Raw genomic sequence first — 25,219 nt, forward strand, 5'->3', positions numbered from 1 at the left:
TCCATGCCGTCGTCCGCTCGCAGACCTTTGGTCGGGCGACGGGGCGGAGACGGCGTCTCACCGGTCGAAGTAGCTGAGATCGCCCACGGTCCAAGCGCTGACGTCCTTGATCGCGACTCGGTACATGCCGCCCGTCTCGGGGATCCCGAGGCTGCCCTGCAGGATCCGGGCGAGATGGAAGTGCAGATGCGTGGGCGCCTCACCGCGACCGGGCCGGTTCGCCCGCGGCCCGCTGGCGAAGACGTCGGAGAACGGGCCGAGACGGTCCGAGTCCTTGAGGACCTCCGCCACCCGCTCCCTCCACACCGCCTCGGGAGCCAGCCGGCCGGTGATGACGGCACCGCCGACGACCACCGTCAGCGCCATCTGATTGCTTCGTTCGGACTCCACCGCGGCCGAGATGGCGACGAGCAGCTCATCAGGGTTCGACATGACAGCAGAGCCTATTCACTGACGCTCCCCTAAGCGCCCAGCGGGGCGTGAAACCGCCCCGCGGGCGACGGGGGGCGGCTCCCGACCAGGCGTTGGGGGCCGCTCCGCCGCCGTGTCGCAGCGCACGTCGACCCGCGTGAGCCAATACCGCAGGTGGCAGGGTTCCTGCTCCGCCAAGGAGGTGAAATCTATCTTTGCCAGAGTAGACATTCGTTGCCGGCATGGTTACGCTTCATCTCGTAGACACGGTCGAACGAGACCCGCCAGACACGAACTGGCGAGTGGCGGAACACGAAGTACGCAGGGCGGCTCGCAGGTCGAGGAGCCGCCGACGGCAGTACCGCTCCACGCAGTTGTCGGTTCAGAGAGAAACGGAGGAGCAGACGCCATCAGGATCGCCCGGACCGAGAAGCACTCGGCCCGGGTACCGCAAGACCCCGGATTGGATGGTGGTCCCCGGTCACGCAGCCGCGATCCCCGCTCCCCCGCCTGCCGGGCCGGGCAGCGGAAACAGAAGGTCGGCACAGCAATAGGGCCGACAGATGGTGTTGAATTTCCTTCGGGGCCCTGGTGCCGTACGGCACCAGGGCCCCTCGACGCGTTGCACAGCGAGGTGACATGACAGCGGACCACCCTCTCAATGATCGTCTGGACGACGACGACTATCCCGCGTACACGATGGGCCGGGCAGCCGAGATGCTCGGCACCACCCCGGGCTTCCTGCGAGCCATCGGTGAGGCCCGTCTGATCACTCCGCTCCGCTCGGAGGGAGGACACCGCCGGTACTCCCGCTACCAGTTGCGGATCGCCGCTCGCGCCCGCGAGCTCGTCGACAGGGGGACCCCGATCGAGGCCGCCTGCCGGATCGTCATCCTCGAGGACCAGCTCGAGGAGGCACAGCGCATCAACGCCGCGTACCGCCGTGCCGCCGGTGAATCGGCGGGCACTTCCAGCTCCTGCTGAAGACGCGGGCGCCACCGTGTCCCGTCGTACGCAGACTCCTCCTTGCCGGTTGAGTCCCTCGGGGCGTCGGAGCGGGAGCCGCCTCCCCCGGCGACCGGGACGGCCGGTGCTTTGCTCGGCGGCATCGGCGCGGCGGTGACCAGCACTCTGGCGTAGGCGCCCATCGCCGCCGCGGTCAGGACCAGGATCTCTCTGCGGAGACGAAGGGGCCCCTTCTGTGGGCCATCTCCGAAAGTCCTCTGCATCCCGTGTTCACACGGTGCCTTCGCACGGAGATCCCTCCGAGAGTGAGAACCCTCTGTGACAAGCGCCACTTCGGGCGCTCCCGGCACCGATCACCGGAACCCGCGATGCCGGAGACGCACGGCCAGGGCCGGGCACTGGTTGACGGCGCGGCGGGCGCCGTGCTCCTGCCAGGGGGCGACCGGGATGGTGGTGGAGGTGGGGTAACCGTGCGGGCCGAGGCGAATGAGCTCGGGAGCCAGGACGGCGCACAGACCGTGGCCGGCGCAGCGGGACCAGTCCACCTCCAGGCGGGCGCCCTTCGCAGGAGGGAGGGGCAGGACGCCGCGCACGGGACGGCCGCAGCCGGGGCCGGACAGGTGGGCGTCGACGTCCTCGGAGAAGACGTCCAGCGCGGTGAGCAGGAAGCGGGCCGTGCCGTCCGGATGGGAGCAGGCGCCACCGCCCTGAGCCGCGCCGAGGGCGCGCCGGGCGTCCTCCAGCACCGCGGGCTCGCCGGCACCGGCGGCCAGCACCATCAAGGCCTCGGCGGCTTCGGGCAGGCCGCGCTTGCACGGTCCGCACTGGCCGGCGGACTCGGTCGCCAGCCAGGCCGCGACCCGGGCGGTCTCACCGAGCGGGCAGGTGTCGCCGGGCAGCGCGACGATCGCGCCCGCGCCGAGGGTTCCGCCGAGGCCGGCGAGGCCGGCACGGGAGAGCGGCGCGCCGACGGCGTCCGACGGGTGCAGCCAGGCGCCGTGGTAGCCGCCCACCAGCACTCCGGCGCCGGGCTGGAGGCCGCAGGCGTCCAGTACCGGGCCCAACAGGGTGCCGGTCGGAACCTCGACCACGAGCGGATCAGCACCCGGCCGGTTGACGGTGAGCAGGACCGTACCGGGTTCACCGGCGGCGCCGACGGAGGCGTAGGAGTCAGGTCCGAGCCGGGCCGCGACGGCGAGTTGGGCCCAGGTCTCGGCGTTGGACAGCAGCGTCGGACGGCGCCGCACCCCGCCCGTTCCGCCGCCGGCCGCGCGGGCCTTCAACGGCGCCGGTACCACCGGCAGGCCGTTGACGCCACGGATCAGGGCCCCGGACTCGCCGGAGACGAAGCGGTCGGGCAGGCACACGGTCCGGGCCCGGCAGGGAAGTTCCCGCTCGGCGAGGGCCGCCGGGACCGACATCTCGCCGGGACTGCCCGCGGCGACGCCGATCACGATCTCCTCGGCGCCGAACGCGGCCGCGGCCAGGCAGGCACCGTCCAGTACCAGATGCGGCACGCGGGCGAGCAGCATCTTGTCCTTGGCGCTGGCCGGTTCGCCCTCCGCGCCGTTCACCACGACGACCGGCCGCGCGCCGGTGCGGTCGGCGGCGGCGAGCGTGGCACGGGCCTTGCGGGCGAAGGGGAAGCCGGCGCCGCCGCGGCCGGACAGGTCGACGGCTTCGGCCAGGGCGAGCAGACCGTCCCGGCCCGGTGGGCGGAGCGGCGGGTGGACACGGGTGTGCGCGGCGAGGTCCAGGCGCCGGTGGCGGTCCAGGCCGGCCGTCAGCCGGGCCGCATCCAGGTGGCGCACCTCGGGCAGCTTCAGCGGGGCGTCCTTCACTCGCTGCTCCCCGGCTGGGCCAGGCGGACCGGTCGGGGCCCTGGTTTCGCGGCGTGCCTGGGCTGCCCGGACAGGCCGGCACTCTGCGGGGACCGGCGAGCCGCCTTCGTCAGTGCCGCGGGCCCGGCAGCCCAGGCGATCGGGCGGGCGCCGGTGAGGGGCCGGGCCGACCGCGTGGACAGGTCGGCCAGCGCGGCCGGGCGGACCGCGGCGGGCCGATAAGCCCTGGCGCCGCGCCGACGGCGGCTCAGGTTCCGGTGGCGGCCCAGGCCGGAAAGCGCACGGACCAGCAGTGCGAGCGCCACCAGGGCCGCGAACAGGCCGTAGCCCCAGAGCACCCACGCGTGCGCCGTGCGCCCGGCCGTCAGCCCGTGCGCCAGAGAGACCGGCCAGCAGACGTACGCCGTCGAGTGCAGCACCCGCCACAGCCAGGGGCGCCGGCTGCCGGCGAACCGGCCGCGGAGCACACCGGTGGCCGTGATCAGCACGAGCAGGTCGGCGGCGACGGTGCCCAGGCTCACCGAGAGGGCGGCGCCGCGGGTGAAGGGGGCCACCGCGGTCAGCGGAGCGGCGTGCCGCTCGACGACCTTGACCGCGATGTGGGTGGCCAGGAAACCGAGCGCCGCGACGGCGCTCGCCCGGTGCACCGACTGCACGGCCACCCGCAGCCGGGGGGTCAGCACCAGCCGGTCGGTGGCGGCGAGCCCGCATGCCACCACGGCCGTCAGCGAGAGCAGGGCGAAGACACCGTCGAAGCAGTCCAGGAAGGCCATCACCCGGCCCGCTGCTCCAGCCGGCGCAGTGCCGACCGCGGGCCGGGCGAGCAGGGCGACGCTGGGCATGGGGGCACCTTCTTCCTCGCGCTCGGATGACACGGCCGGGCCGTGGCGGGCCGGATCGTGGTTCCGCATGCCCACGCCGGGGCAGCGCGCCGCCGGGGAGCGTGGCACCTGCGGCGCGACACGGCAGGAGCCATCGTTAGCTCGCAGCCGGCCCCGTGCCAACCGCCTCCGGTACGACCTACGACCGTAGCGGGGCCCGGCCCCGGCACCGGATCGTCGCCGGGCGGCGGGCGTTGTGGCCCACGACCGTCCGTAGTAGCCACCGAGAGCGGCGTGACCAGACTCACCGAGCAGCGGCCAGGGGCCGGGTCAGGATCTCGGGCTCGGCGTCGCCCGGCCTGGAAGCCCGGCCATCCGCGCCGGCCTGGCCGTTCTCCACCAGCCTGCCCACGCCGGCGGAAGCGCAGCCGTCGCCGATGTGCCGCGAGAACCCGCACGATCACCGGCTGACGGGGCTCCCGCCTCGGCCGTGGCGGCCGGCCCGCGGCCACGGCGCAGGCCCACGGGGCCACCACGGTCACCATGCCGACGGGCCCCGCCGGCCCGGCGGTCCTGCCGCTCTCGCGCTCCCGGGTGGACAGCCGCCACAGCAGCGCCATGACGACCCTGCTCAGGCCCCCGTGCCGCGCAGGGTCGGACCGGTGAGCAGGGCGAACGGGACCCAGCGCATCGGCACTGCACCTCCATGGCCTCCCGGCGATGCACGCCGCCGCAGCCTGCGCGCCCTTGAGGAGGCGTCAGGCCGGCGTCCCGACCGCCGAGCCCGCCCGGGCCGGCTCCCGCACCACGTGACGGCGCCGGGCCGGCACGAGCAACGGGTGGGCCACGCCCCAGGCGGCGCCCTTGCAGACCAACTCCTTGTAGCGGGCGGCGGTCCGCCCCGTCAGGGCGATCCGCACGGCGCGGTCGTCGGCGGTGACGTACTGGATCAGGCCTTCCTTCCGTCCCAGCGAGATGCACTGGTTGAAGTAGCGGAGCGGCACCTTCGGGAGCTTCCTGCCGGTCAGGCGCGCCGCGATGGCGTCGGCGGCCTGCCACGCGGTCGGGACGCCCGAGGCGCACGACATGCGCAGCGGCTTGTCGCCGGGGCCCGTCACCATGGCCGCGTCGCCGATGGCGTACACGTCGGGGTGCGAGACCGAGCGCATGGTCCGGTCGACCACGATCCGGCCCGTGCCCGTGACCTCCAGGGTGGTGGCCTTCGCGATCGGGTGGACGGCGAAGCCGGTGGTCCACACGGTGACCGCGGCGGGGATCGTCCCGCCCTCGGCCGTGGTGACGCGGTCGGCCTCGACGCCGGTGACGGTGGTGTGCTCGTGCACCGTGACGCCGAGCTTGCCGAAGACCTTGCGCAGGTGCCCGCGGCCCTTGCCGGAGAGCCAGTCGCCCAGGCCGCCGCGGGCGACGAGGGCGACGTCGAGGTCCGGCCGGGCCTCGGCGATCTCGCTCGCGGCCTCCAGTCCGGTGAGGCCGCCACCGACCACGACCACGGGCCGGCCGGCGTCCAGGCGGGCCAGGCGCTCCCGCAGCCGCAGTGCTCCGGGACGGCCGGCGATCTCGTGGGCGTACTCGGCGGCGCCGGGGACGTCGTGGCCGTTCCAGCCGCTGCCGAGGGCGTGGACGAGGGTGTCGTACGCCAGTTCCTCGACGCCGTTCGCCGCGAGGACCGTGACCGTCTTGCGGTCGACGTCGACGCCGGTGACCTTGCCGAGCTTCAGTTCGACGCCGGTGCCCGCGAACATCTCGCTGAAGGGCCGCGGCTCGAGCTCCTGGCCGACCGCGAGCTGGTGCATCCGGACGCGCTCGACGAAGTCGGGCTCGGCGTTGACGAGGGTGACGGCGACCTCCTCGCGGCGCAGTCGTCCCGCGAGGCGCCCGGCGGCGATGGCTCCTGCGTATCCGGCTCCGAGGACGATGATGCGGTGCTGCATTTCCTGGCTCCTGTCGTCAGCGGGTTCGCCACTTGAACCGGGCCGGCCGCCCTTTCCTGACAACAGGGCGATGTGAAGCACCTCACATCTGGTCGGAAGTCTCCGGGTCAGAAGGCGTGGAGCAGGGGGTCACCGTGGTCGGCGGACGCCCACCGCCGGGTCGCCCGTTCGAGCTTGTCGGGGTTGACCTGGTTGCGGAACGCGGCGATGCCGCCCGCGGTGACCTCCAGGCAGATGACGCCGACGACCCGGCCTTCGACGACCGCCACGACGGCGGGATCGCCGTTGGCGGTCGTGGCGTAGACCTCGGGGGATCCGCCGGCCAGGACGCGCTTGGCCCTGCTCGGTTTGAACAGGCCCCGCATGAACTTCGCGACCGCGAGCGCGCCCTCGAACGCCTTGGCCCGGGCCGGGACCTTCCCGCCGCCGTCGCCGATCGAGACGGCGTCCTGGGTGAGCAGCCGTACGAGGGGCTCGGTCCGGCCGCTGGTGGCGGCCGCGAGGAACTCCTCGACGATCCGCCGGGCGGCGGCCTCGTCGATCTCGGTGCGGCTCCTGCCGTCCGCGACGTGCTTCTTGGCCCGGTGGAAGATCTGCTGGCTGGCGGCCTCGGTGAGGTCGAGGATCTCGGCGATCTCCCGGTGCGGGTAGGCGAAGGCCTCCCGCAGCACGTACACCGCCCGCTCGGTGGGGGAGAGGCGCTCCAGCAGGGTGAGGACGGCGTACGAGACCGATTCGCGCTGTTCGGCTGTGTCGGCCGGGCCGAGCATCGGGTCCCCGGCGAGCAGCGGCTCGGGGAGCCACTGGCCCACGTAGGTCTCGCGCCGCGCGCGGGCCGAGGTGAGCTGGTTGAGGCACAGGTTGGTGAGGACCTTCGCCAGCCATGCCTCGGGGACCTCGATGTGATCGAGGTCGGCGGCCTGCCAGCGCAGGAACGTCTCCTGCACGGCGTCCTCGGCCTCGCTCGCGGAGCCGAGGAGGCGGTAGGCGATGGCCTCCAGGCGAGGCCTGGAGGCCTCGAACCGTTCCACGTCGTTCACGGTCAGGGCCATGGCCCGGATCCTAGCTCCCGGAGGGGCCGTACTCCCCCGCACATCAGGTGGACCGACCGGCCGCGAGGCGGCCGCGGGACGCGCCGGCGGCCCGGCCGTTCCCGGTGCGCGTCACGCGCCGAGCGGCAAGCACGACGTGCTCGCCCCGCTGTACGGGTACAGCCAGGGGCTCTCGGCCCCTGCTCGCAGGTGGGCGAGCGCCGTCAGGGCGTCCGACGCGTTCTTGCAGCGCGGATGCCGTGCGGCGAAGGCCGCGATGCGGTCTTGCTGGGTGAGGAGCCAGTCGGCGACGGCCTGCGGATCGCCGTCGTAGTACCAGAACCGGAAGTCCTCCCACAGGAGTTCGGTCGCCCAGTGGAGCACCAGCCGGACGAGGCCGGCGTCCGCCTCGGGGCCGGGCAGTCCCGCCACGTGCTCCAGCCACGGCCCCAGGCCGTCCGTGGCGCCGGCGATGCCTTCCACGAGGTCGGTGATCTCCCCGGGGGACCGGCCGTCGGTCACGGCGATCGCGAGCAGGGCCCGGAAGGCCCTTTCCACCGCCGTACGTTCGCAGACCGGCCAGTCGACCAGCCGGGCTCCGTGCGGGCCGAGACGGTCGAGTTCCCCGGACGGGTCGGTGCCGGAGCCGTCCGGGCCCCAATGGCGCAGGGCACGGGGCAGCAGGCGACGCCACAGGACGGGGTACTGGTCGGCGCTCCAGTGGTCGACGACCTCGCGCAGGAAATGCCCGAGGAGATCCTCCGGTACGGCGGCCGGGTCGCCGCCGAGGACGCGCAGCTCCGGCTCCGGCGTGCAGAAGGTGCACCCCTCCACCGGCCGGTCGAGCTCGGGCGGCGGGGCGAAGACCCGGTCCACCTCGGCGAGCGCGTGCCGCCACATCGCGTACGGGTCGAGGGCGAGCTGATCAGGCATGGCGGGTACCTACCGGTGACTCCGCACAGGGCGCCTGGCGAAGAGCGTGACGCTACCACCTGACGCGCCCGGTGCCACCGGTCCCACCCCGCCCCGGCCGTCCGCGCGCGGTGCGCGGCGGACGGGGACGACAGGGGCACTGTGACGCTCGATCACGTTTCGGCGCTTAGTGGGTGGGGCCTGAGCTGCCCCTCAACCAGCCTCATTCCAGGGCGACTTGACCAGAGCGGGCGCATGTGTCGCGCGCCAGGCCGGTCGAGCTCACCACACTCCCTTGGGGGGACCTTGACGAGAAGTACCATGCCGAGGCGCGTACTGGCCCGCACGATGGGCGTGGTCGCGGCGGTCACCGTCGCGCTCACGGCCGCACCGCTGACGGGCACCGCGGAGGCCCAGAGCGCGGAGTCGGGAACGCTCAGCTTCAGCGGCGGTACGGGCGAGCCCGTCTCAGGCGGTCAGTCGTACGCGTACGCGGCCGGCGCGGTCCAGCTGTTCGACGTCCAGGGCAGCCAGGACGGGAACAGCCTGACCGTCGCGGTCGACGCGGACGAGAGCACGCGCTGGCGTCTCATCATCGCCGCGCCCGACGGTGAGAAGCTGACCGAGGGCACCACGTACACCGGGGCCAAGCAGTGGCCCTACGCCCAGCCGGCCGATCCGGAACTGCAGTTCAGCGGGACCGACAACGGGACCGACAAATGGTGCAGCACCAACTCCGGCTCCTTCACCATCGAGCACATCACCTTCGGCCCCTACGGCTACGTCCGTGAACTGGACGCCACCTACGAGCAGTACTGCAACGGATCGACGGTGCCTCTGAGCGGTGAGGTGCACGCCGTCATGCCCGAGCCTCCGGCCGAACTGGCCCTGGGCATGGCCACCGACCCCGACGGCACGGTGGACGTCCGGGACGGTCACATCACGGTCGGCGGCACCGTGACGTGCAACAAGGCCGCGAGCGTCTCACTGACCGGCCAGGTCTTCCAGGTCCTGAACAACGGAACGCCGGGCGCGTCGTACGCGACCACCGTCGCCTGCACCCCGGGCGCGCCCGTCCCCTGGTCCGTCAGCCTGACCAGCCAGGAACCCGACACCTCGTTCCGTCCGGGCACCGCGACGATGCGCGGCAAGGCCAGGGCGGACGACCGCGACTACCCGGTGACCGTCGACACCGGGCAGCAGGAGTCCGAGGTCACCCTTTCCAGGGTCTGACCTCCGGCCTCGGGCGACCACGACAGGGAGCCGGGACGGCAGTGGCCGAACCGGCCGCGCAGCCGGCACGGCCCCTCACTCCGGGGGCCGTGCCGGCCTGCGCGTGGTCCGGACCGGCCCGCCGGAGCGAGCCGGCGGACGTCCTGGCCTGCCGAACGGCCGGCGGGCGTCCTGGCCTGCAGAACGCTCCGATCGGGGTCCCGGCCGGGGATTCCGTCGGCGCCCCGGCCCGGGTGCCGCGCCGGCACCTGGCGGCGCGAACGCCTGACGCACCGTCAGGAACCTGTGCCCGCACCCGGCTCGCCCGGGCGGATGCGTCCGCGCCAGCCCTCGCCCGCGCCGCCGCCACCCTCGATGTAGTCCTTGAAACGGCGCAGGTCACCCTTCACCCGCATGTCGATCACGCCCAGCGCGTCCGCGCCCTTCTCGGCGACACCGGTCGGCTCGACCTCCATCGTGAGCTCGACCCTGGTGTGCGCGTCGTCCAGCCGCTCGAACCGGACCGAGCCGCGCTGCCGGGTCTCGCCGCCGACGGACCGCCAGGTGATCCGGTCGTCCGCCAACTGGTCGACGATCTCCGTGTCGAACTCGCGCCGGACCCCGCCGATGCTCGTGGTCCAGTGGTTGTGCCGGTCGTCGAGCTGGCGGACCTCCTCGACGCCTTCCATGAACTTCGGGAACTGCTCGAACTGCGTCCACTGGTCGTACGCCCTGCGGAGCGGGACCTCCACGTCGACCGTTTCCTTGACCGTGCTCATAGATCCCTCCTGGTCCGCTGGTCACCGGGACCGGCCGCGCCGGCCTCCTGCCTGTGTGCGAGGGACCGGGTACCCGGGAAACCGATGTGAAGACCACCGCTTCGGGACGGGACTCCGCGCCTCAGCGGCCGAGTGCGTTCCGCGGCTCCCTCTCGGCCGTCGATGAGCGCCCCTGGATGGTGCGCGTCGGGGACTCGGCGCGGTCCTCGGCGCTCTCCCTGAGGTGTTCGTACGGGCGAGGGCACCCGCGCGCCCCCCGTTAGGCCCGCCGGGCCACCGGGTACTCGGCAGCGCGTTCCCGCAAGCGCCGCCCCACACCTCACCCGGGAGACACCATGTCCGACATCCTGTCGCAGCCGCGTGGCTGAGAGAGACGGACGGGCGGAGGAGGCCGTGGACCGGCGGCCGGACCCGACGGGGCTCGCTCTCCTCGTGGTCGACATGATCAACACGTACGAGCACGAGGACGCCGAACTGCTCGTGCCGTCCGTCGAACGTGTCGTACCCGTGCTGGCGGGGCTGCTCGAACGGGCCCGCGAGGCGGGCGTGCCGGTGATCTACGCGAACGACAACTTCGGGCTGTGGCGCTCCCACCACGGTGAGCTGGTGGACGCCGCGCTGGCCGGGCCCCATGCCGGCCTGATCCGAGCCGATACGGCCCGACGCCGAGTCGCTCTTCGTGGTGAAGGCCCGCCATTCCGCCTTCTACGAGACGCCCCTGGCCTACCTCCTGTGGCGTCTGGCCGTCGGGCAGGTGGTGCTGGCCGGTCAGGTCACCGAGCAGTGCGTCCTCTACTCCGCCCTGGACGCGCACATCCGCCACCTGGAGGTCACGGTGCCCAAGGACGCCGTCGCCTCCATCCATCCCCATCTGGCCTCCGCCGCGCTGGAGATGATGGAGCGGAACATGGGCGCCCGGATCGTCACCGCGAAGGAGATCGACTTCACGGACTCAGCCGCCGGGCCCTGACCGCACTCGCGCGTGCGACTCCTTCCGGAGAGGTCCGCCCGCCGTCGGTACAACTCTCCGGCGCCGGTGTGTGTCTGACGTGCTGAACCGGCGTTCGCCCCCGGTTCACCGTCCGTTGCCGCCGCTTCCCCCCGGAGAGACCCGCATGCCCCACTTCGGTCCCCGCCTCCGCACGTTCCGCAGGACCGCCGGTGTCGTCGGCGCCGGTGCGCTGATCGCGCTGGGCACCGCGTCCGGCGCCGTGGCCGACGACTCCGGGACCGGGCTGGTGCTGGGGGAGATCGCCCCGATCGACGGGGTGAAGCCGGGGAGCACCTTCGAGGCACCGGTGACCTTCGCCAACAAGGGCGCCGAGGCGCTGCCGAAGGTCTGGCTGTCGTACTCCGTCACCCGGGGGCTGAGCCACACCGAGATGCCCTCGAACTGCGAGCGGTGGGACGTCGGCTCCTACGACGAGATGCCGGCCCGATCCTCGGTGATCTGCGAGTTCGACCAGGCGGTGGAGCCGGGTGCCGTCTACGCGCCCGAGAGGCCGCTGGTCCTCAAGGCTCTCGACCGGGCGCTGTACGACGACCTCTTCGTCATGGTCGCGAACCACGAGATAAGCGCTGACGAGAACGCCTCGGGGCCCGTGCGCGGGACCGGGCCCGCGGTGAAGCTGGTGGAGCAGCCCGCCGGTTCCGCCGCCACCGGCGGTGGGTCGAAGAGCCCCGACTGGGACTCGGCCTCGGTGCGGGTGAGCGCGGTGAACACGGCCGACTTCCAGGTGACGGGGGCGAGGCTCACCGGCCGGGTCGGGTCGACGGTGGACGCCCAGGTGAAGTTCACCAACGCCGGCCCCGCCTGGGTGATGGGGGAACTGGGCACCTCGGTGACCCGGGTGCTGATCAAGGTGCCCGCCGGTACGCGCGTGGTCGGGGGGCTCCAGTACTGCAAGAACCCGGCGGCCGGCACCTACGACTGCGGCACCGTGCAGTCCTGGGTGGAGGAGGGCCAGGTGCAGAACTACAAGTTCAGGCTGAAGATCGACAAGGCGGTGGCGGGGGCCGCCGGCTCGGTGGCCCTCGAGGACGAAGCCCGCCCGTACGACGTGAACAAGGCGAACGACAAGGCCGACATCCTGCTCGACGTAGCGGGCGGCGGTTCCACGGGCGGGAGCGGGACGACCGGCGGCAGCGGCTCGACGGGCGGGAGCGGGACCGCGGGCGGAAGCGGCTCGGGCTCCACCGGCGGAAGCGGGGCCGCGGGCGGCTCCGCAACCACCGGCGGCGGGGCGGACACCTCGGGCGGTTCCCCGGCCGGCGGCTCCGCGGCTTCGGGGGGCGCCTCCTCCACAGGCGGCAACCTCGCCGCGACCGGTTCCGGTCCGGCCCTGCCGCTGGCGGGCACCGCGGCCGCGGTCGTCGCCGCCGGTGCGGGGACGGTCCTGCTCGTACGCCGTCGCGCGGCCCGGCGGTAACCCGCCCGGCGCTCGCGCATGGAGGACGGTCGCGGCGCGCGAGGTCGCGACCCGGGGCGTGGGAAGGCCGTGCTCCGCGGAGGGCCGGCCCGCTCCGTATCGTGCTCGGCGAGGGGACGGCGTGATGGCTCAGGACTGGGACGACGACACCGAGTACCGCCGGGCCGCGGGGCGGGCATGGGTCATGGTGGCGGCCGCCTCGTGCTGCTCGCTGGTGGTCGTCGGGCTGGTCGTCCTCACCGCCTTCGGCGTGGGCGTCCTCGTGGAACTCGTGAACGCGCTCAGCGGATAGCCGACCGCGGCCCGCCCCGGGTCACGGAGGCGATCACGGTGGAGGCGACGGCGGTCACGGCGAGGCTCCCCACCATGACCATCCCCACGCCGATCACGAAGAGGCCGCTGGAGTCGTCCGACCAGTCGGCCCAGGCGGCGGCGGTCAGGCCGGCCGTGGTGCCGAGCACGGCGGCCGCCACGTGACGCCGGGACGCCGCCCAGTACACCGGCACCAGCAGCGTCACCACCAGCCCGATCACCTGCCAGGCGTCGTACGGTCCGGTCGTCGTGCCGTCGGGGTGGACGTCACGCTGCTGGTCCCAGCCCAGCCAGGCGGCCCAGAGCAGCAGCGACGCCGCGGCGGGCACGAGGACCGGGAACAGCGGGAGCACGGGTTTCATCAGTCCTTGGCGCATGGCCCCAGCGTTCCGGCCCGCGCCGTCCCCGCACAGAGCGCGCGTACTCAGCTCGACCCGAGTACCTGAACCGGGGGCACGGTGCGCTCCGGACCGTCGTCGTCACCTTTGCTCAGGGCCGCGTCCGGCGGCGGTGCCGAACCACGTCGGGAGGTGGCCGAGCAGTTCCCGCTGGTCCTCACCGACCCACGCCACGTGGCCGTCCGGCCGCAGCAGCACCGCGGGCACGTCCAGGTCCTCGGCGACGTCGGCGACGTGGTCGACGCGGTCCGCCCAGCCCTCGACCGAGAGCCGGCCGGTCTGGTCGAGCAGCAGTCCGCGGCCGTCGCGCATCCGCTCGTAGAGGCGGCCCCGTTTCAGGTGCACGTCCCGCAGGCGCCGGCCGAGCAGGTCGTGACCCTCGCCGAAGTCGTAGCGGACCTCGACCGCGGTGATCATCCCGGTCACGTACCGGTTCACCTCCTCGAAGTCCATCAACTCGGAGAACAGCTCCCGCAGTGCGATCGCGCCCGGATCGGTCCCGAGCAGCGTCATCTGCGCCCGGGTGCCGGCCAGCACGCGGGCGCCCACCGGGTGGCGTTCGGCGTGGTAGCTGTCCAGCAGCCCCTCCGGCGCCCAGCCGTTGACGGCGGCGGCCAGCTTCCAGCCGAGGTTGAACGCGTCCTGCACACCGAGGTTGAGTCCCTGCCCGCCGGTCGGCGGGTGGATGTGCGCCGCGTCGCCGGCCAGCAGCACCCGGCCCACCCGGTAGCGCTCGGCCTGCCGGGTGGCGTCGCCGAACCGGGACAGCCAGCGCGGCGAGCGCGCGCCGAAGTCGGTGCCCGCCACCGCCCGCAGCCGGTCCCTGAACTCCTCCAGGGTCGGCGCGGCCGTCCGGTCCTCGGCCACCTCCGCGGCGGGCACGACGACGCGGTACACCCCCTCGCCCTCGGGGATGGCTCCGAACCGCAGCTGGGTCCTGCGGACCTCCTCGACGACGGCGGCGATCGTCTCCGGATCCTCGGTCAGCTCCATGTCGCCCAGCAGCGTCTCGACCTTGGCGGGCTCGCCGGGGAAGCCGACGCCGAGCAGCCGGCGCACCGTGCTGCGGCCGCCGTCGCAGCCGACGAGGTAGCGCGAGCGCAGGCGCGTGCCGTCCGCCAGCTCGGCGGTGACCCCGTCCCCGTCCTGGCTCAGCCCGACCAGCTCACGGCCGCGCCGGAGCTCGGCACCGAGTTCGCGGGCACGCTCGCCGAGCAGCCGCTCGGTGACCGGCTGCGGGGTGGCGAGGCCGTACGGGTGGGCCGTGTCCAGGCGGTCCGGCCACGGTTTGACGATGCCGCCGAAGAGACCCCCCACCTGGAACTTCTCGCTGACCGCGAGGAACCGGTCCAGCAGGCCGCGCTGGTCCATCATCTCGACGCTGCGCGCGTGCAGCCCGCGTCCGCGGGACTGGCCGCTCGGCTCGGTCAGCTTTTCCAGCACGACCACGTGCACTCCGGCCAGCCGCAGCTCGGCGGCCAGCATCAATCCGGTCGGTCCGCCACCGGCGATGATCACGTCGATCATCAACGCCCCCATTGTTTCCGCAGGTTGTCGCTTCGGCCGGCGATTCTGCGGCATGAGAGGGGCCTTGCCGCAAGCCCCCCGGTGCGCTATATCTTGAGAGTGGCAAGGAGTGGGTCGACCTCCTTGCCTTTGTCTTTTTCTCCGCCCTCCGCGGCCTTGCCGGGCCCTACGATCCCGGCAAGATCCGAAAAGGGGACCGGAAAAGAGGTCCTGGGCGAATTAAGCGGTGTCCGTCGGGCGCAGGCCGTCGAGGGCGGCTCCCAGGATGGGGGCGACGTAGTCGGGGTCGCCGTGGATCGTGGCGATGGCGATGACCATGTCGCAGATCTGCTCGAGGGTGAGGTCGGCGCGGACTTCGCGGGACTGCTGCGCGGCGGCCAGGAGCGGCCGGCCGGCGGCCAGTACCCGGGGGCGGTTCTCGCTGAAGACGGGGTTGTCGCCGCCGGACTGCGCCAGCAGCTCGGAGGCGATGTCGTGCTTGCTGGTGAAGAAGGCGAAGAACCGGTGCAGCCAGGCCGTGAGCACCGCTCCCGGCGTCTCGCCCTCGACGGTCCCGGCGGCCTCGCAGATGGCGTCGACCTCGTCGACGTACAGGGCTTCCAGGAGCTCCCGGCGGCCGGGGAAGTTGCGGTAGAGGGTCGCCATGCCGACCCCCGCGCGGCGCGCGATCTCGGCCATCGACACCTGGGCGCCGGGTTCGGCGAAGGCGGCGCGGGCGACCGCGAGGATCTTGCCGCGGTTGCGCTCGGCGTCGGCACGCCTCGGCGGTGCGGGCAGCTGGTACGGGGTCATCGGGCTTCCTAAATGGATAGGCTATCCGGTACGCTGAACGGACAGGCTATCCGGTTCTGCGCGGAGCCTGATTCTACCCATCCACCGCGAGCGTTTCGCGGTGACCGGAGGAGCTTCGATGGACTACCGACCCCTGGGACGCACCGGCGTCTCCGTCAGCCGGCTGTGCCTCGGCGCGATGATGTTCGGCGCTTTCGGCAACAGTGACCACGACGACTCGATCAAGATCATTCATCGCGCGCTCGACGCCGGCGTCAACTTCATCGACACGGCCGACGTCTACTCCGGCGGGGAGTCGGAGCGGATCGTGGGCAAGGCGCTCGGCGGCGGGCGGCGCGAGGACGTCGTCCTGGCCACCAAGGTCGGGCTGCCGTTCGGCGAGGACCCGAACCGGCGGGGGGCGTCGCGGCGCTGGCTCACGGAGGCGGTCGAGGGCTCGCTGCGCCGGCTGGGGACCGACCGGATCGACCTCTACCAGGTCCACCGTCTCGACGCGGCGGTCGACGTCGACGAGACCCTGGGCGTCCTGTCCGACCTGGTCCGCGCCGGGAAGATCCGTATGTTCGGCGCGTCCACGGCCGCCGCGTCCGAGATCGTCGAGGCGCGGTGGACCGCCGAGCGGCGCGGCCGCGAGCGGTTCCGCACCGAGCAGCCGCCGTACTCCCTCCTGACCCGTGCCGTCGAGTACGACGTGCTGCCGACCTGCCTGCGCCACGGCATGGGCGTGCTCAGCTACAGCCCCCTGGCCGGGGGCTGGCTGACCGGGCGCTACCGCAAGGGCCGGGAGATCGCCGGGCCGGGCTCGCCGGCCCGGCAGCGCCGCTTCCCCGGCGCCTACGACGCCACGTCCCCGGCGAACGCGGCGAAGCTCGACGCCGCCGACGCCCTCGGAGCGCTCGCCGACGAGGCCGGCCTGACGCTCGTTCAGATGGCGATCGCGTTCGTCACCCGCCACCCGGCGGTCACCTCCGCGATCGTCGGCCCGCGCACCATGGAGCACCTCGACTCCTACCTGACGGCCGACGGCGTCGATCTGTCCGACGAGGTCCTCGACCGCATCGACGAGATCGTGCCTCCCGGGCACACGATCAACATCGCCGACAACATGTGGAGCACCAGTACGACCTCGCTGGACGCCGCGTTCCGCCGCCGGTAGACCGGGCGGGCCCCCGCAGCGCCGCGTGCCGGGAGCGCCGGGATCGCCGTGCGCCACCCGGATGTCACCCGGATGGCGTAATCCGCGTGGCGGGGGGTCGGGGCGCGTTCGACGTTGGTCGGGGGGATTCACCCGTTCGGCCCATCGTCGAGAGGAGCCCGTCATGGCTCACGTCGTCCGCAGGAACCAGGCACTGCTCTCCGCAGGACAGAAGGCCCAGTTCGTCAACGCCGTGCTGGAGGCCAAGCGCCAGGGCGCCTACGACCAGTTCACCGAGATGCACGCGGAGGGCGCCCCCTGGTACCACCAGGTCCCCACCTTCCTCCCCTGGCACCGGGAGTTCGTCCGGATCTTCGAGGTCGCGGTGCAGCGGCTCGCCGGGGACCAGCAGGCCACCATTCCGTACTGGGACTGGACCGACACCGTCGATCCCTGGTCGATCTGGGCGGACGACTTCATGGGCGGCAACGGCAGGGCCGGCGACGCCATGGTGACGACCGGTCCGTTCGCCTACGCCAACGGATGGACCTGTGTCGACCCCACCCGGCCGATCCCGGCTTTCCTCAGGCGGCAGTTCGGAGCCGGCGGCCGCCGACTGCCCACGGCCGACGACGTGGAGGACTGCCTCCGGAAGACGCCGTACGACAACCCGCCGTGGGACGTCACCAGCGACCCGAGCTTCCGGAACTCCCTCGAAGGCGCGACAGCGCCCTACATCCACAACAGGGTCCACCGGTGGGTCGGCGGCAACATGCAGCTCAACAGCTCACCCAACGATCCTGTGTTCTTCCTGCACCACTGCAACCTCGACCGGCTCTGGGCCCAGTGGCAGCAGTTGAACCCGGACGGGTATCTCCCGAAGAGCGGCGGCCCGCCCGGACAGAACCAGAACGACCTGATGCCGCCGTGGACGAACGTCAGGGTGAGCGCGGTGCTCGACCACCGCCGCCTCGGCTACGTCTACGACACCGAGAACCCCACGGCCCAGGGCGACCAGATGCATCCCGGGGACACCCTCCGCAGGGGCGACTCGATCAGTACGGACGACGGCCGGTACCGGCTCGTCTACGAGACGGACGGGAACCTGGTGCTGTATCAGGACGGCGAACGGACTCCGCGGTGGGCGTCCGAGACGCAGCGCACGTCTCCCGGGATGTGCGTCATGCAGATGGACGGCGACCTCACCATCGACGACGCCGAGGGACACCGGGTGTGGAGCCTGGGCGTCGACGGCACCGGCAACAGTCTCCGGCTGACCGAGGAGGGCGGCCTGGAGGTCAGCGGTCTGTCCGGCGCGATCGCATGGCGGTCCACCAGGGACGCGACCGCCTGACCGGGCCGGAGGCACCCTCCCCGGGTCTCTTTCCCCCCGACGGTCTCCTGGCCGGGCACGGCGGCCAGGAGACCAGGTGTGATGATCACTCTTCGCGAAAGTCTTCATTTACGATCCGCAATATTCACATTTTCGTCACACTCGGTCGCAGAATTTCTACCCTCTCCACGAACAACCGACCTGAGCGGTCAAGGATTCAACTGTGCGGCCGAATAACGATCAAACCACCCGCGCCGCGGCCTGCGGATATCCGGACATGGCAGATAGACCGGCGTATTCAACACGTGGCGCACATCACTCGGTGATGTCAAGAGGTTGGCCGGTGAATACCCAGTCAGGTTGCCCGGGACACCGGAAAAGTGGTTGCATCACCGCTGAACACGATGACAGGAAGTCACAATTCGGCACTGGGCCCGCATTTCTCGAGGCATTCGATATCGCCGGCCGGCCGCAGCAAGGACAAGAACCGAGAACGGCAACCGCCCTCTCCGAACCGGGCGGCAGGCCCCGGTCAGGAGGGAGCAGCGTGAGTTGCTCGCACGCCGTGTCATGTCCCCTTTTCCCCCTACTCCGGGCGAGCTTGCACGGATGGCGCGATTACTACTGCGACAGCCAGGACCAGTGGCACTCGTGTGCCCGCTACAAGTCGTCGCTCGCGGGTGAGCGCGTACCCATCAGCCTGCTGCCCAACGGAGCGGTGGCGCGGCACCTCGAGACCCCGGCCGCCGCGGAGACGGCCCGCGCGGGGATGCAGGGTGCGGGTACGCCCGGCGCGGGCATGCAGGGCGCGGGTCGGCACGGCGCGGGTATGCAGGGCGCCGGTATGCACGGCGCGGGTATGCCCGGCCCGGGTATGCAGGGCGCGGGTCGGCACAGCGCGGGTGTGCAGGGCGCCGGTATGCCCGGCCCGGGTATGCACGGTGCGGGTATGCCCGGTGCGGGTATGCAGGGCGCCGGTATGCACGGCGCGAGCAACCCGGGGCAGGCGTCCTGGCAGGCGCCCGCACAGGCCCCGCCGTCACAGCCCGATCCGTGGGCGCAGGGAGCCGATCCCTGGTCCCAGCAGGCCGACGCTTCCTGGTCCCAGCCGGCCATGGCCGGGCACCACCAAATGTCATCACCCACCCTGACTCCCCAGCCCGGGGGCCGCCCCGCCCGACGCGGGCGGCAGGCGTCCAGCCCGAAGCGCGGCTGGTGGGCTCGACTCGCCGACTGGATGAGAGGCCCCGCATGAGTACGTACTGGCCCTGGTGGGCGGGAGCTGTCGGGCTCGCGCTGATCACCATCAACTTCACCCTCATCACCGACCGCTCCCTGGGTGTGTCCTCGGCGTGGGAGCGCGTGCTGAACTGGCGCAGCGAACGCGAACTCGAGCGGATGGACGAGGAGTTCGGCGACGAGGAGGCGCTCGCCGCGGCGCTCGCCGCGGCCACCGCGGAGCACTTCGGCACGGTCGGCGCCCCCGCCGCGGGGCCGGCCCCCTACCCGCAGGCGCAGCCGCCCCAGCCGGACGTCGTCGAACCGGCGCCGGGTGCGGACTCCTCGGTCACGAACTCGCGGCCCGCCCCGCTGGTCACCCAGGCCGCCCTGCTGGTGTCGGTCTTCTTCGGCGGGCTGATCGCCGCGGTCACCTCCGGGCGTTTCCACGTGCGGTACGACATGGGCGCGGGTTTCCGGAACCTGGTCACGGCCGATCCGGCCGTCATGATCGGTGTGCTGTTCCTCGGCGGCGTCCTCGTCGGCTTCGGCACGCGACTGGCCGGCGGGTGCAGTTCCGGCCACGGACTCAGCGGCTGCGGCCGGCTCCGCCCGGTCAGCATCGTCGCGACCACCGTGTTCTTCGGCACCGCCGTCGCGGTGTCGTTCCTCCTGTGGAAGGTGATCTGATGCGTACCCGGGGCGCGATTCTGCTGGCCAACATCCTCACCGGACTGGCCTTGGGCTACGTCGTCACCAACATCGGCTTCGGCGACTTCGCCGAGCTGAACCGCATGTTCACCTTCCAGGACATGCGCATGTTCTACTCCTTCGCCGGCGCCGTCGCGATCATCGTGGTCGCCTTCGCCCTGGTGCGGGTCCGCCGCACCCCGGGGCGCATCCACGCCGGTGTGATCCCGGGCGCGATGCTGTTCGGCGCGGGCTGGGCGATCTCGGGCGGGTGCCCGACGATCCCGATCATCCAGGTCGCCAGCGGGTACCTGCCCGCCTTCGTCACGATCGCCGGCGTCGCCGTCGGCATGTGGCTGTGCCGCTGGGCCAGCAACCGGTTCTTCCAGTTCGACCGCGGCTCCTGCGGGATGTGACGCGGGGGAACCCGCGTCGTTCCCGAAGGACCGGACCGGCCGGGCAACGGGACGGCCGGACAGCCGGACGACCGGACGAAAGCCACGCCACTGCGGCCCGGGGTCTCACACCCCGGGCCACACTGCGTCAACGGCACTTGTGGGCGTGGCACTTGGTGCGGTTCACCGGGGCGCCCGGGGTGGGTGCGGCGGTCGACGGCGACTTCTTGCCGGTCTTGCCGCCTCGCCCGGGACGGGAGGCGGACGGGGAGGGGGACGGGACGCCGGGTTCGTCGGCGCCGCGGCCGAGGGGCGCGGGAGCGGGGAACGGCACGTCGGGCAGACCGGCGAGGGCGTCCCGCATGTACTGGGTCCAGATCTCGGTGGGGATGTCGCCGCCGAACACCTTCCGCAGGCCGCCGACACCGATCAGGGACTGCAACTGCGGGTGGGCCGGGTCCTCGCGGAAGAGGACGACGGAGGTGGCGAGCCGGGGGGTGTAGCCCACGAACCAGGCCGACTTGAAGTCGTCGGTGGTGCCCGTCTTGCCCGCGGCCGTCAGGCCGAGCGCCTGGGCCTTGGTGCCGGTGCCCCGGGCGATGACACCGCGGAGCACGTCCGTCACGTTGTCGGCGATCTCCGCCGGCAGGGCCCGCACGGGGGCGGGGGCGGTGAAGCCCGGCAGGGGCGAGCCGTTGTGGACCACCTTCGTCACCGAGTACGGGGTGGCCTGCATCCCCTCGGCGGCGAAGGTCGCGTACGCGCCCGCCATGCGGATGGCGCTCGGTGTGGAGGTGCCGATGTAGAAGCCGGCGCTGGGCGCGGCGAGGCTGCTCGGGCGCAGGCCGAGGGCCTGGGCCGTGCGCGCCACATTGCCGTAGCCCACGTCCTCGCCGAGCTGCACGTACGGCGTGTTGACCGACTGCTCCATCGCCTTGCGCAGGGAGATGTAGCCCCAGCGCTGCGGGGTGTCGTTGTGCTGGTGGAGGAGGCCGGTGGGGTCCTTGGGGTCGGCGACGTAGTTGCCCTGCTGGTCCTTGATCTTGAGGCCGTCGTCGCCGTCGAACTTGCTGGCCGGGGTGATCGGCTTCGGGGACGCGCCGGGCCGCAGTACGGCGCCGTGCTGGAGGGCGGCGGCGAGGACGACGGGCTTGAAGGTCGAGCCGACCGGGACGCCGGAGGTGTCGGCGTTGTCGGAGAAGTGGTTGTGGTCGAACCCGGGACCGCCGTAGACGGCGAGGATCCTGCCGGTCGAGGGATCCACCGAGGCGGCTCCGACCTGGACGTCCCGGTCGACGGGCCGGTGGGCGGGGTCGAGGCGCTGCCTGCGCACCGCGGCGACGGCCCGGGCCAGGTGCGCCGTCTTCTTCCTGTCGAAGGTGGTGTGGATCTGGTAGCCGCCCCTGCTGAGGCTGCCGTCGGTGATGTTCGGGTCGTGGGACTGGACGTAGGACCGGGCGAGCTGGACCAGGTAGCCGGTCTCGCCCGTGAGTCCCGAACCGGGGGTCCACTTCTTGGGGGCGGGGAATCCGGCGGCGGCGTACCGCGCCCGCTGCTGGGGCGTCAGCCTGCCGATCTCGACCATCCGGTCGAGCACCCAGGACCAGCGTGCCTCCGCCTTCTTCCTGGCCACCGGGTCGGAGTCCGCGCGCTGGAAGAGGCTCGGCTCGTTGACCGCCGCGGCGAGGAAGGCTCCCCGGCTCACGTCGAGCTTCTCCACCGGCAGGTCGTAGTACATACGGGCCGCGGCCTGGATGCCGTTGGCCTGGCGGCCGAAGAAGCAGGTGTTCAGATACCCCTGGAGGATCTGGTCCTTGGTCATGACGGCGCCGATCTTGGTGGAGATCAGCAGCTCCCTGAGCTTCCGTGAGACCGTCTGCGACTGGTCCAGGTAGGTGTTCTTGACGAACTGCTGGGTGATCGTCGAGCCGGACTGGACGGAGCCGCCCTCGGCCATGTCGACGACGGCGCGGAGGATGCCCTGCGGGTCGATGCCGGGGTCGGTGTAGAAGGAGGCGTTCTCCGCGGCGATGAAGTCCCACCGCACGTCGGCGGGTACCTGCGCGAGCGTCACGTTCTGCCGGTTGACGCTGCCGTCGGTCGCGAGGACCGTGCCGTCCGACCAGTAGTAGACGTTGTTCTGCAGCAGAGTCGTGGGGTTGGGGTCGGGGATGGTGACCGTGGCGTAGGCGTAGCCGACGGCCGCGGCGGAGACGCCGGAGAAGAGCGCGAGGAGCGCCAGCAGTTGACGCACCGACGGCAGCCAGCGGCGCGGGCCCGTCCTGGCCCGGCGCGGGTAGTCGATCCGGCGTTTGCCCTGCGGCGCCCGCTGCCGGGCGCGGCCCGGCACGTCCGGACCGGGGATCTGGTCACCGCGTGCGGCCCTGCGGCCCGTGGCGAGGTGTCCCCCGGCACGTGGGCCGCCGGGGAAGCGCTGCGGCGGTCGGCGCCGGTGTCCGCTCATGGGCGCTGCTCACTGTCCTCTCAGTACGGTCGCGTGGTCTCGTGGGGTCCGGGCTGCCAGTGACCGGGGTGGGGCGGGGGCTGCTGGTGGGGGTCGTACGGCGCCTGCTGCTGGTAGGGGTCGTACGGCGCCGGCTGCTGGTAAGGGCCGTACGGCGCCGGCTGCTGGTACGGGTCGTACGGGGCCTGTTGCGGGACACCGCCGTACGGGGCCGGCTGCCGGAGGGGCTCGTACGGCCTCTGCCGCGGGAAGCCGCCGTGGCCGGGCGGCACCGGAGCCTCGCCGTACGGCGCCTGCGCCGGAACGCCGTCGTACGGCGCCTGCGCCGGAACGCCGCCGTATCCCGGCTGCGCCTGCGTCTGCCGTGGAAGGCCGTCGTACGGCGCCGGGTGGGGAGAGCCGGGGTCCTGCCCGGGAAGGCCGTGGCCGTCGCCGGGCGTCTCCGCGGCCACGGGGGCCCGCAGGCTGCCGTAGCGCTCCATGCGCTGCCACCGCAGCCGGGAGCCCGAGACGGCGGTGAAGACGGACTGGATCACCACCAGGTACATCAGCTGCCGGTAGACGAACTGCTGCAGCGGCAGGCTCCACAGCGGGCCGGGCCGCTCCCCGTCCAGGCGGAACGCGTACAGGCCCATCAGGAGCTGAAGCAGCAGGAAGGCCAGCCACAGCCCGACGATCCGGACCGGGTCGAGGAAGAACAGGCCGTACACGGCGAAGACGTCCACGACGGGTGCGAGCAGGGGCAGCAGCACCTGGAAGAGCAGCAGGTAGACCAGGCCGCGGCGGCCCAGCTTCCCGGCCGCGCCGCGCTGCACCAGCGCGCCGCGGTGCTTCCACATCGCCTGGAGGGTGCCGTAGCACCAGCGGTACCGCTGCCGCCACAGGGCGTTCAGCGACGCGGGCGCCTCGGTCCAGGCCACCGCGCCCTCCTCGTACACCACGCGCCAGCCGTCGCGGCACAGCGCCATGGTGAGGTCGGTGTCCTCGGCGAGGGTGACGTCGCTGACGCCGCCGAGTTCGAGCAGCGCCCGGCGGCGGAACGCGCCGACCGCTCCGGGCACGGTCGGCATGCACTCGGCGAGGTCGAACAGGCGGCGGTCGAGGTTGAACCCGACCACGTATTCGATGTGCTGCCAGCGGCCCAGCAGGCCGCCGCGGTTGACGACCTTGGCGTTGCCCGAGACGGCGCCCACATGCGGGTCGGCGAAGGGCTGCACGATCGCGCCGACCGTGTCGGAGTCGAAGACCGTGTCGCCGTCGACCATGACCACCAGGTCGTGGGTCGCGGCCGCGAGACCGGTGTTGAGCGCGGCGGGCTTGCCGGCGTTCTGCTGCCGGATCACCCGTACCGGCAGCCGGAGCGACTCCACCAGGTCGGCGGTTCCGTCGGTCGAACCGTCGTCCACCACGATGATCTCCACCGGATGGTCCGAGGCGAGCAGGGAGCGCACGGCCGCCTCGATCCCGGCGCTCTCGTTGTACGCGGGGACGATGACGCTGACCGGTTCGGTCACCGGCGGCCCCCAGGACGCGCCCCGGCTAGCCGTCCGCAGCCGCCGGTGCCGGCGGGCGGCGACCAGCACGACCACCGCGCGCAGCACGCTGATCGCGCCGGCCGCGTACATCAGCAGGCCCAGCAGCCACACCAGCCAGTCGCCGCCCTGCAGCACCCGGATCAGGGCCAGTCCCTGCAGATGGTCGCCGAGGCCGGCGGACCGGACGGGCGGGGCCATGCCGACCGCGTCGGAGACCGTGGCGAAGGTGAAGCCCCGCGCCTTGAGCCGGGGCACCAGCGCGCCCAGCGCGGCGACGGTCTGCGACCGGTCGCCGCCGCCGTCGTGCAGGAGCACGATCTGCCCGGCGTGGCCGTGCGGCGTCGCCCGGGCGAGGACACGGTCCGTGCCGGGGCGCTGCCAGTCCCCCGCGTCCTGGGTGGAGAGCACCGTGACGTAGCCCGCCGCGCCGGCCTGCCGGAGGACGGACCAGTCGGCGTCGTCCAGCGCCCCGTTCTGCGAGGAGTACGGCGGTCTCAGCAGCGCGGTGGTGACGCCTGCCGCGCCGGCCACCGCGAGCTGCGTCTCGCGCAGCTCCAGGGAGCGCTGCCAGGGGGCGATGCGGGACAGGTCGGGGTGGGTGAAGCTGTGGATGCCGATCTGGTGGCCCTCGGCGACGATCCGGCGGACCAGCTCCGGGTGGGCGACGGCCTCGGTGCCGACGACGAAGAAGGTCGCGTGCACATGGTTGCGGCGCAGCACGTCCAGGATGCGCGGCGTCCAGACGGGGTCGGGGCCGTCGTCGAAGGTGAGCGCCACGGTGTGGGCCCTCACCCGGGCGGTGTGCGCGGTGCCGGCGGCGTTCGCGATCACGGGGCCGCCGTGGGCCACCTGGCGGGGCACCGCCTCGCTGCGGCCGCGGGCGCCGGACACGGCGTCCGACGTGATGCCGAACATGTGGTGGGTGTAGCCCTGCAGCAGCAGCGCCGTCGCCAGGGTCACCGTGAGCACGCTCAGCAGCAGCCAGTGGGTGCGGGGGGTGATCTGGCGGGTGCGGCTGCGGCCGCGGCGCGCGGGAGCGGTGTGGCGTCGGCGGTCGGTCACGTCG

Annotated in this window: 20 protein-coding genes and 1 pseudogene; 9 read left to right on the top strand and 12 right to left on the bottom strand. The window is 72.6% G+C overall.

What is annotated here, in order from left to right; genetic code table 11:
* Positions 1 to 57: 57 nt before the first annotated feature.
* Positions 58 to 432 carry a hypothetical protein gene (locus ACIPM1_RS11705; protein ID WP_356184827.1) on the bottom strand — a complete coding sequence of 125 codons (375 nt, stop codon included), beginning with the start codon at positions 430 to 432 and terminating at the stop codon, positions 58 to 60.
* A gap of 618 nt (positions 433 to 1,050) precedes the next feature.
* On the opposite strand from ACIPM1_RS11705, the gene ACIPM1_RS11710 reads away from it, so the two are divergent.
* A complete protein-coding gene (locus ACIPM1_RS11710) occupies positions 1,051 to 1,395 on the top strand; it encodes a helix-turn-helix domain-containing protein (protein ID WP_402432338.1) in 345 nt (114 codons plus the stop codon).
* A gap of 335 nt (positions 1,396 to 1,730) precedes the next feature.
* Here the strand turns inward: ACIPM1_RS11710 and ACIPM1_RS11715 are convergent, their stop codons facing one another.
* From ACIPM1_RS11715 to ACIPM1_RS11735, 5 genes are all read right to left on the bottom strand, one after another.
* On the bottom strand, positions 1,731 to 3,218 hold the full coding sequence (locus ACIPM1_RS11715; protein WP_402432341.1) for an NADH-ubiquinone oxidoreductase-F iron-sulfur binding region domain-containing protein: 1,488 nt from the start codon (positions 3,216 to 3,218) through the stop codon (positions 1,731 to 1,733).
* Positions 3,215 to 4,060 carry a hypothetical protein gene (locus ACIPM1_RS11720; RefSeq protein WP_402432344.1) on the bottom strand — a complete coding sequence of 282 codons (846 nt, stop codon included), beginning with the start codon at positions 4,058 to 4,060 and terminating at the stop codon, positions 3,215 to 3,217. Before ACIPM1_RS11720 ends, ACIPM1_RS11715 begins: the two co-directional genes overlap by 4 nt.
* Before the next feature lie 737 nt (positions 4,061 to 4,797).
* A complete protein-coding gene (locus ACIPM1_RS11725; protein ID WP_402432347.1) occupies positions 4,798 to 5,991 on the bottom strand; it encodes an NAD(P)/FAD-dependent oxidoreductase in 1,194 nt (397 codons plus the stop codon).
* A 107-nt stretch (positions 5,992 to 6,098) separates the two neighbouring features.
* Positions 6,099 to 7,043 carry an RNA polymerase sigma-70 factor gene (locus ACIPM1_RS11730; RefSeq protein ID WP_402432350.1) on the bottom strand — a complete coding sequence of 315 codons (945 nt, stop codon included), beginning with the start codon at positions 7,041 to 7,043 and terminating at the stop codon, positions 6,099 to 6,101.
* Between the two features lie 111 nt (positions 7,044 to 7,154).
* A complete protein-coding gene (locus tag ACIPM1_RS11735) occupies positions 7,155 to 7,955 on the bottom strand; it encodes a hypothetical protein (RefSeq protein ID WP_402432353.1) in 801 nt (266 codons plus the stop codon).
* A 300-nt stretch (positions 7,956 to 8,255) separates the two neighbouring features.
* Here ACIPM1_RS11735 and ACIPM1_RS11740 point away from each other — a divergent pair, with 300 nt between their 5' ends.
* Positions 8,256 to 9,167 (top strand): hypothetical protein, encoded by a 912-nt coding sequence (locus ACIPM1_RS11740; RefSeq protein WP_402432356.1) that lies wholly within the window; start codon positions 8,256 to 8,258, stop codon positions 9,165 to 9,167.
* A 275-nt stretch (positions 9,168 to 9,442) separates the two neighbouring features.
* Here the strand turns inward: ACIPM1_RS11740 and ACIPM1_RS11745 are convergent, their stop codons facing one another.
* Positions 9,443 to 9,925, bottom strand: coding sequence for an SRPBCC family protein (locus ACIPM1_RS11745; RefSeq protein WP_356184852.1), 483 nt, complete (start codon positions 9,923 to 9,925; stop codon positions 9,443 to 9,445).
* Between the two features lie 441 nt (positions 9,926 to 10,366).
* Here ACIPM1_RS11745 and ACIPM1_RS11750 point away from each other — a divergent pair.
* The 3 genes and pseudogenes from ACIPM1_RS11750 to ACIPM1_RS11760 all read left to right on the top strand — a co-directional run bounded on the left by ACIPM1_RS11750 (position 10,367) and on the right by ACIPM1_RS11760 (position 12,646).
* Positions 10,367 to 10,895, top strand: a pseudogene (locus tag ACIPM1_RS11750) (cysteine hydrolase family protein).
* Between the two features lie 145 nt (positions 10,896 to 11,040).
* Positions 11,041 to 12,354 (top strand): hypothetical protein, encoded by a 1,314-nt coding sequence (locus ACIPM1_RS11755; RefSeq protein ID WP_402432359.1) that lies wholly within the window; start codon positions 11,041 to 11,043, stop codon positions 12,352 to 12,354.
* Between the two features lie 124 nt (positions 12,355 to 12,478).
* Positions 12,479 to 12,646, top strand: coding sequence for a hypothetical protein (locus ACIPM1_RS11760; protein ID WP_402432362.1), 168 nt, complete (start codon positions 12,479 to 12,481; stop codon positions 12,644 to 12,646).
* Here ACIPM1_RS11760 and ACIPM1_RS11765 read toward each other — a convergent pair.
* From ACIPM1_RS11765 to ACIPM1_RS11775, 3 genes are all read right to left on the bottom strand, one after another.
* Positions 12,636 to 13,043 carry a hypothetical protein gene (locus tag ACIPM1_RS11765; protein WP_402432365.1) on the bottom strand — a complete coding sequence of 136 codons (408 nt, stop codon included), beginning with the start codon at positions 13,041 to 13,043 and terminating at the stop codon, positions 12,636 to 12,638. The two genes, ACIPM1_RS11760 and ACIPM1_RS11765, sit on opposite strands and share 11 nt — an antisense overlap.
* A 102-nt stretch (positions 13,044 to 13,145) precedes the next feature.
* The gene (rox, locus tag ACIPM1_RS11770; RefSeq protein ID WP_402432368.1) at positions 13,146 to 14,591 is read right to left on the bottom strand and encodes a rifampin monooxygenase; all 1,446 of its coding nucleotides are present in this window, start codon (positions 14,589 to 14,591) and stop codon (positions 13,146 to 13,148) included.
* A gap of 219 nt (positions 14,592 to 14,810) precedes the next feature.
* A complete protein-coding gene (locus ACIPM1_RS11775; protein ID WP_402432371.1) occupies positions 14,811 to 15,383 on the bottom strand; it encodes a TetR/AcrR family transcriptional regulator in 573 nt (190 codons plus the stop codon).
* Between the two features lie 118 nt (positions 15,384 to 15,501).
* On the opposite strand from ACIPM1_RS11775, the gene ACIPM1_RS11780 reads away from it, so the two are divergent.
* The 4 genes from ACIPM1_RS11780 (at position 15,502) to ACIPM1_RS11795 (ending at position 20,175) form a co-directional block, all read left to right on the top strand.
* A complete protein-coding gene (locus tag ACIPM1_RS11780; RefSeq protein ID WP_402432375.1) occupies positions 15,502 to 16,539 on the top strand; it encodes an aldo/keto reductase in 1,038 nt (345 codons plus the stop codon).
* A gap of 163 nt (positions 16,540 to 16,702) precedes the next feature.
* Positions 16,703 to 17,872 (top strand): tyrosinase family protein, encoded by a 1,170-nt coding sequence (locus ACIPM1_RS11785; RefSeq protein WP_402432378.1) that lies wholly within the window; start codon positions 16,703 to 16,705, stop codon positions 17,870 to 17,872.
* A gap of 1,230 nt (positions 17,873 to 19,102) precedes the next feature.
* On the top strand, positions 19,103 to 19,759 hold the full coding sequence (locus ACIPM1_RS11790) for a YeeE/YedE family protein (protein ID WP_402432381.1): 657 nt from the start codon (positions 19,103 to 19,105) through the stop codon (positions 19,757 to 19,759).
* Complete coding sequence (locus tag ACIPM1_RS11795) at positions 19,759 to 20,175, top strand: YeeE/YedE thiosulfate transporter family protein (protein ID WP_356184875.1); 417 nt, start codon at positions 19,759 to 19,761, stop codon at positions 20,173 to 20,175. Before ACIPM1_RS11790 ends, ACIPM1_RS11795 begins: the two co-directional genes overlap by 1 nt.
* A 127-nt stretch (positions 20,176 to 20,302) precedes the next feature.
* On the opposite strand, the gene ACIPM1_RS11800 is transcribed toward ACIPM1_RS11795, so the two are convergent.
* Positions 20,303 to 22,618, bottom strand: a complete 2,316-nt coding sequence (locus ACIPM1_RS11800) for a transglycosylase domain-containing protein (RefSeq protein ID WP_402432385.1) — start codon at positions 22,616 to 22,618, stop codon at positions 20,303 to 20,305.
* Positions 22,619 to 22,638: 20 nt separating this feature from the next.
* On the bottom strand, positions 22,639 to 25,215 hold the full coding sequence (locus tag ACIPM1_RS11805) for a glycosyltransferase (RefSeq protein ID WP_402432388.1): 2,577 nt from the start codon (positions 25,213 to 25,215) through the stop codon (positions 22,639 to 22,641).
* Positions 25,216 to 25,219 lie beyond the last annotated feature (4 nt).

This window comes from Streptomyces sp. NPDC086766 (assembly GCF_044746005.1).
Lineage (GTDB): Bacteria > Actinomycetota > Actinomycetes > Streptomycetales > Streptomycetaceae > Streptomyces.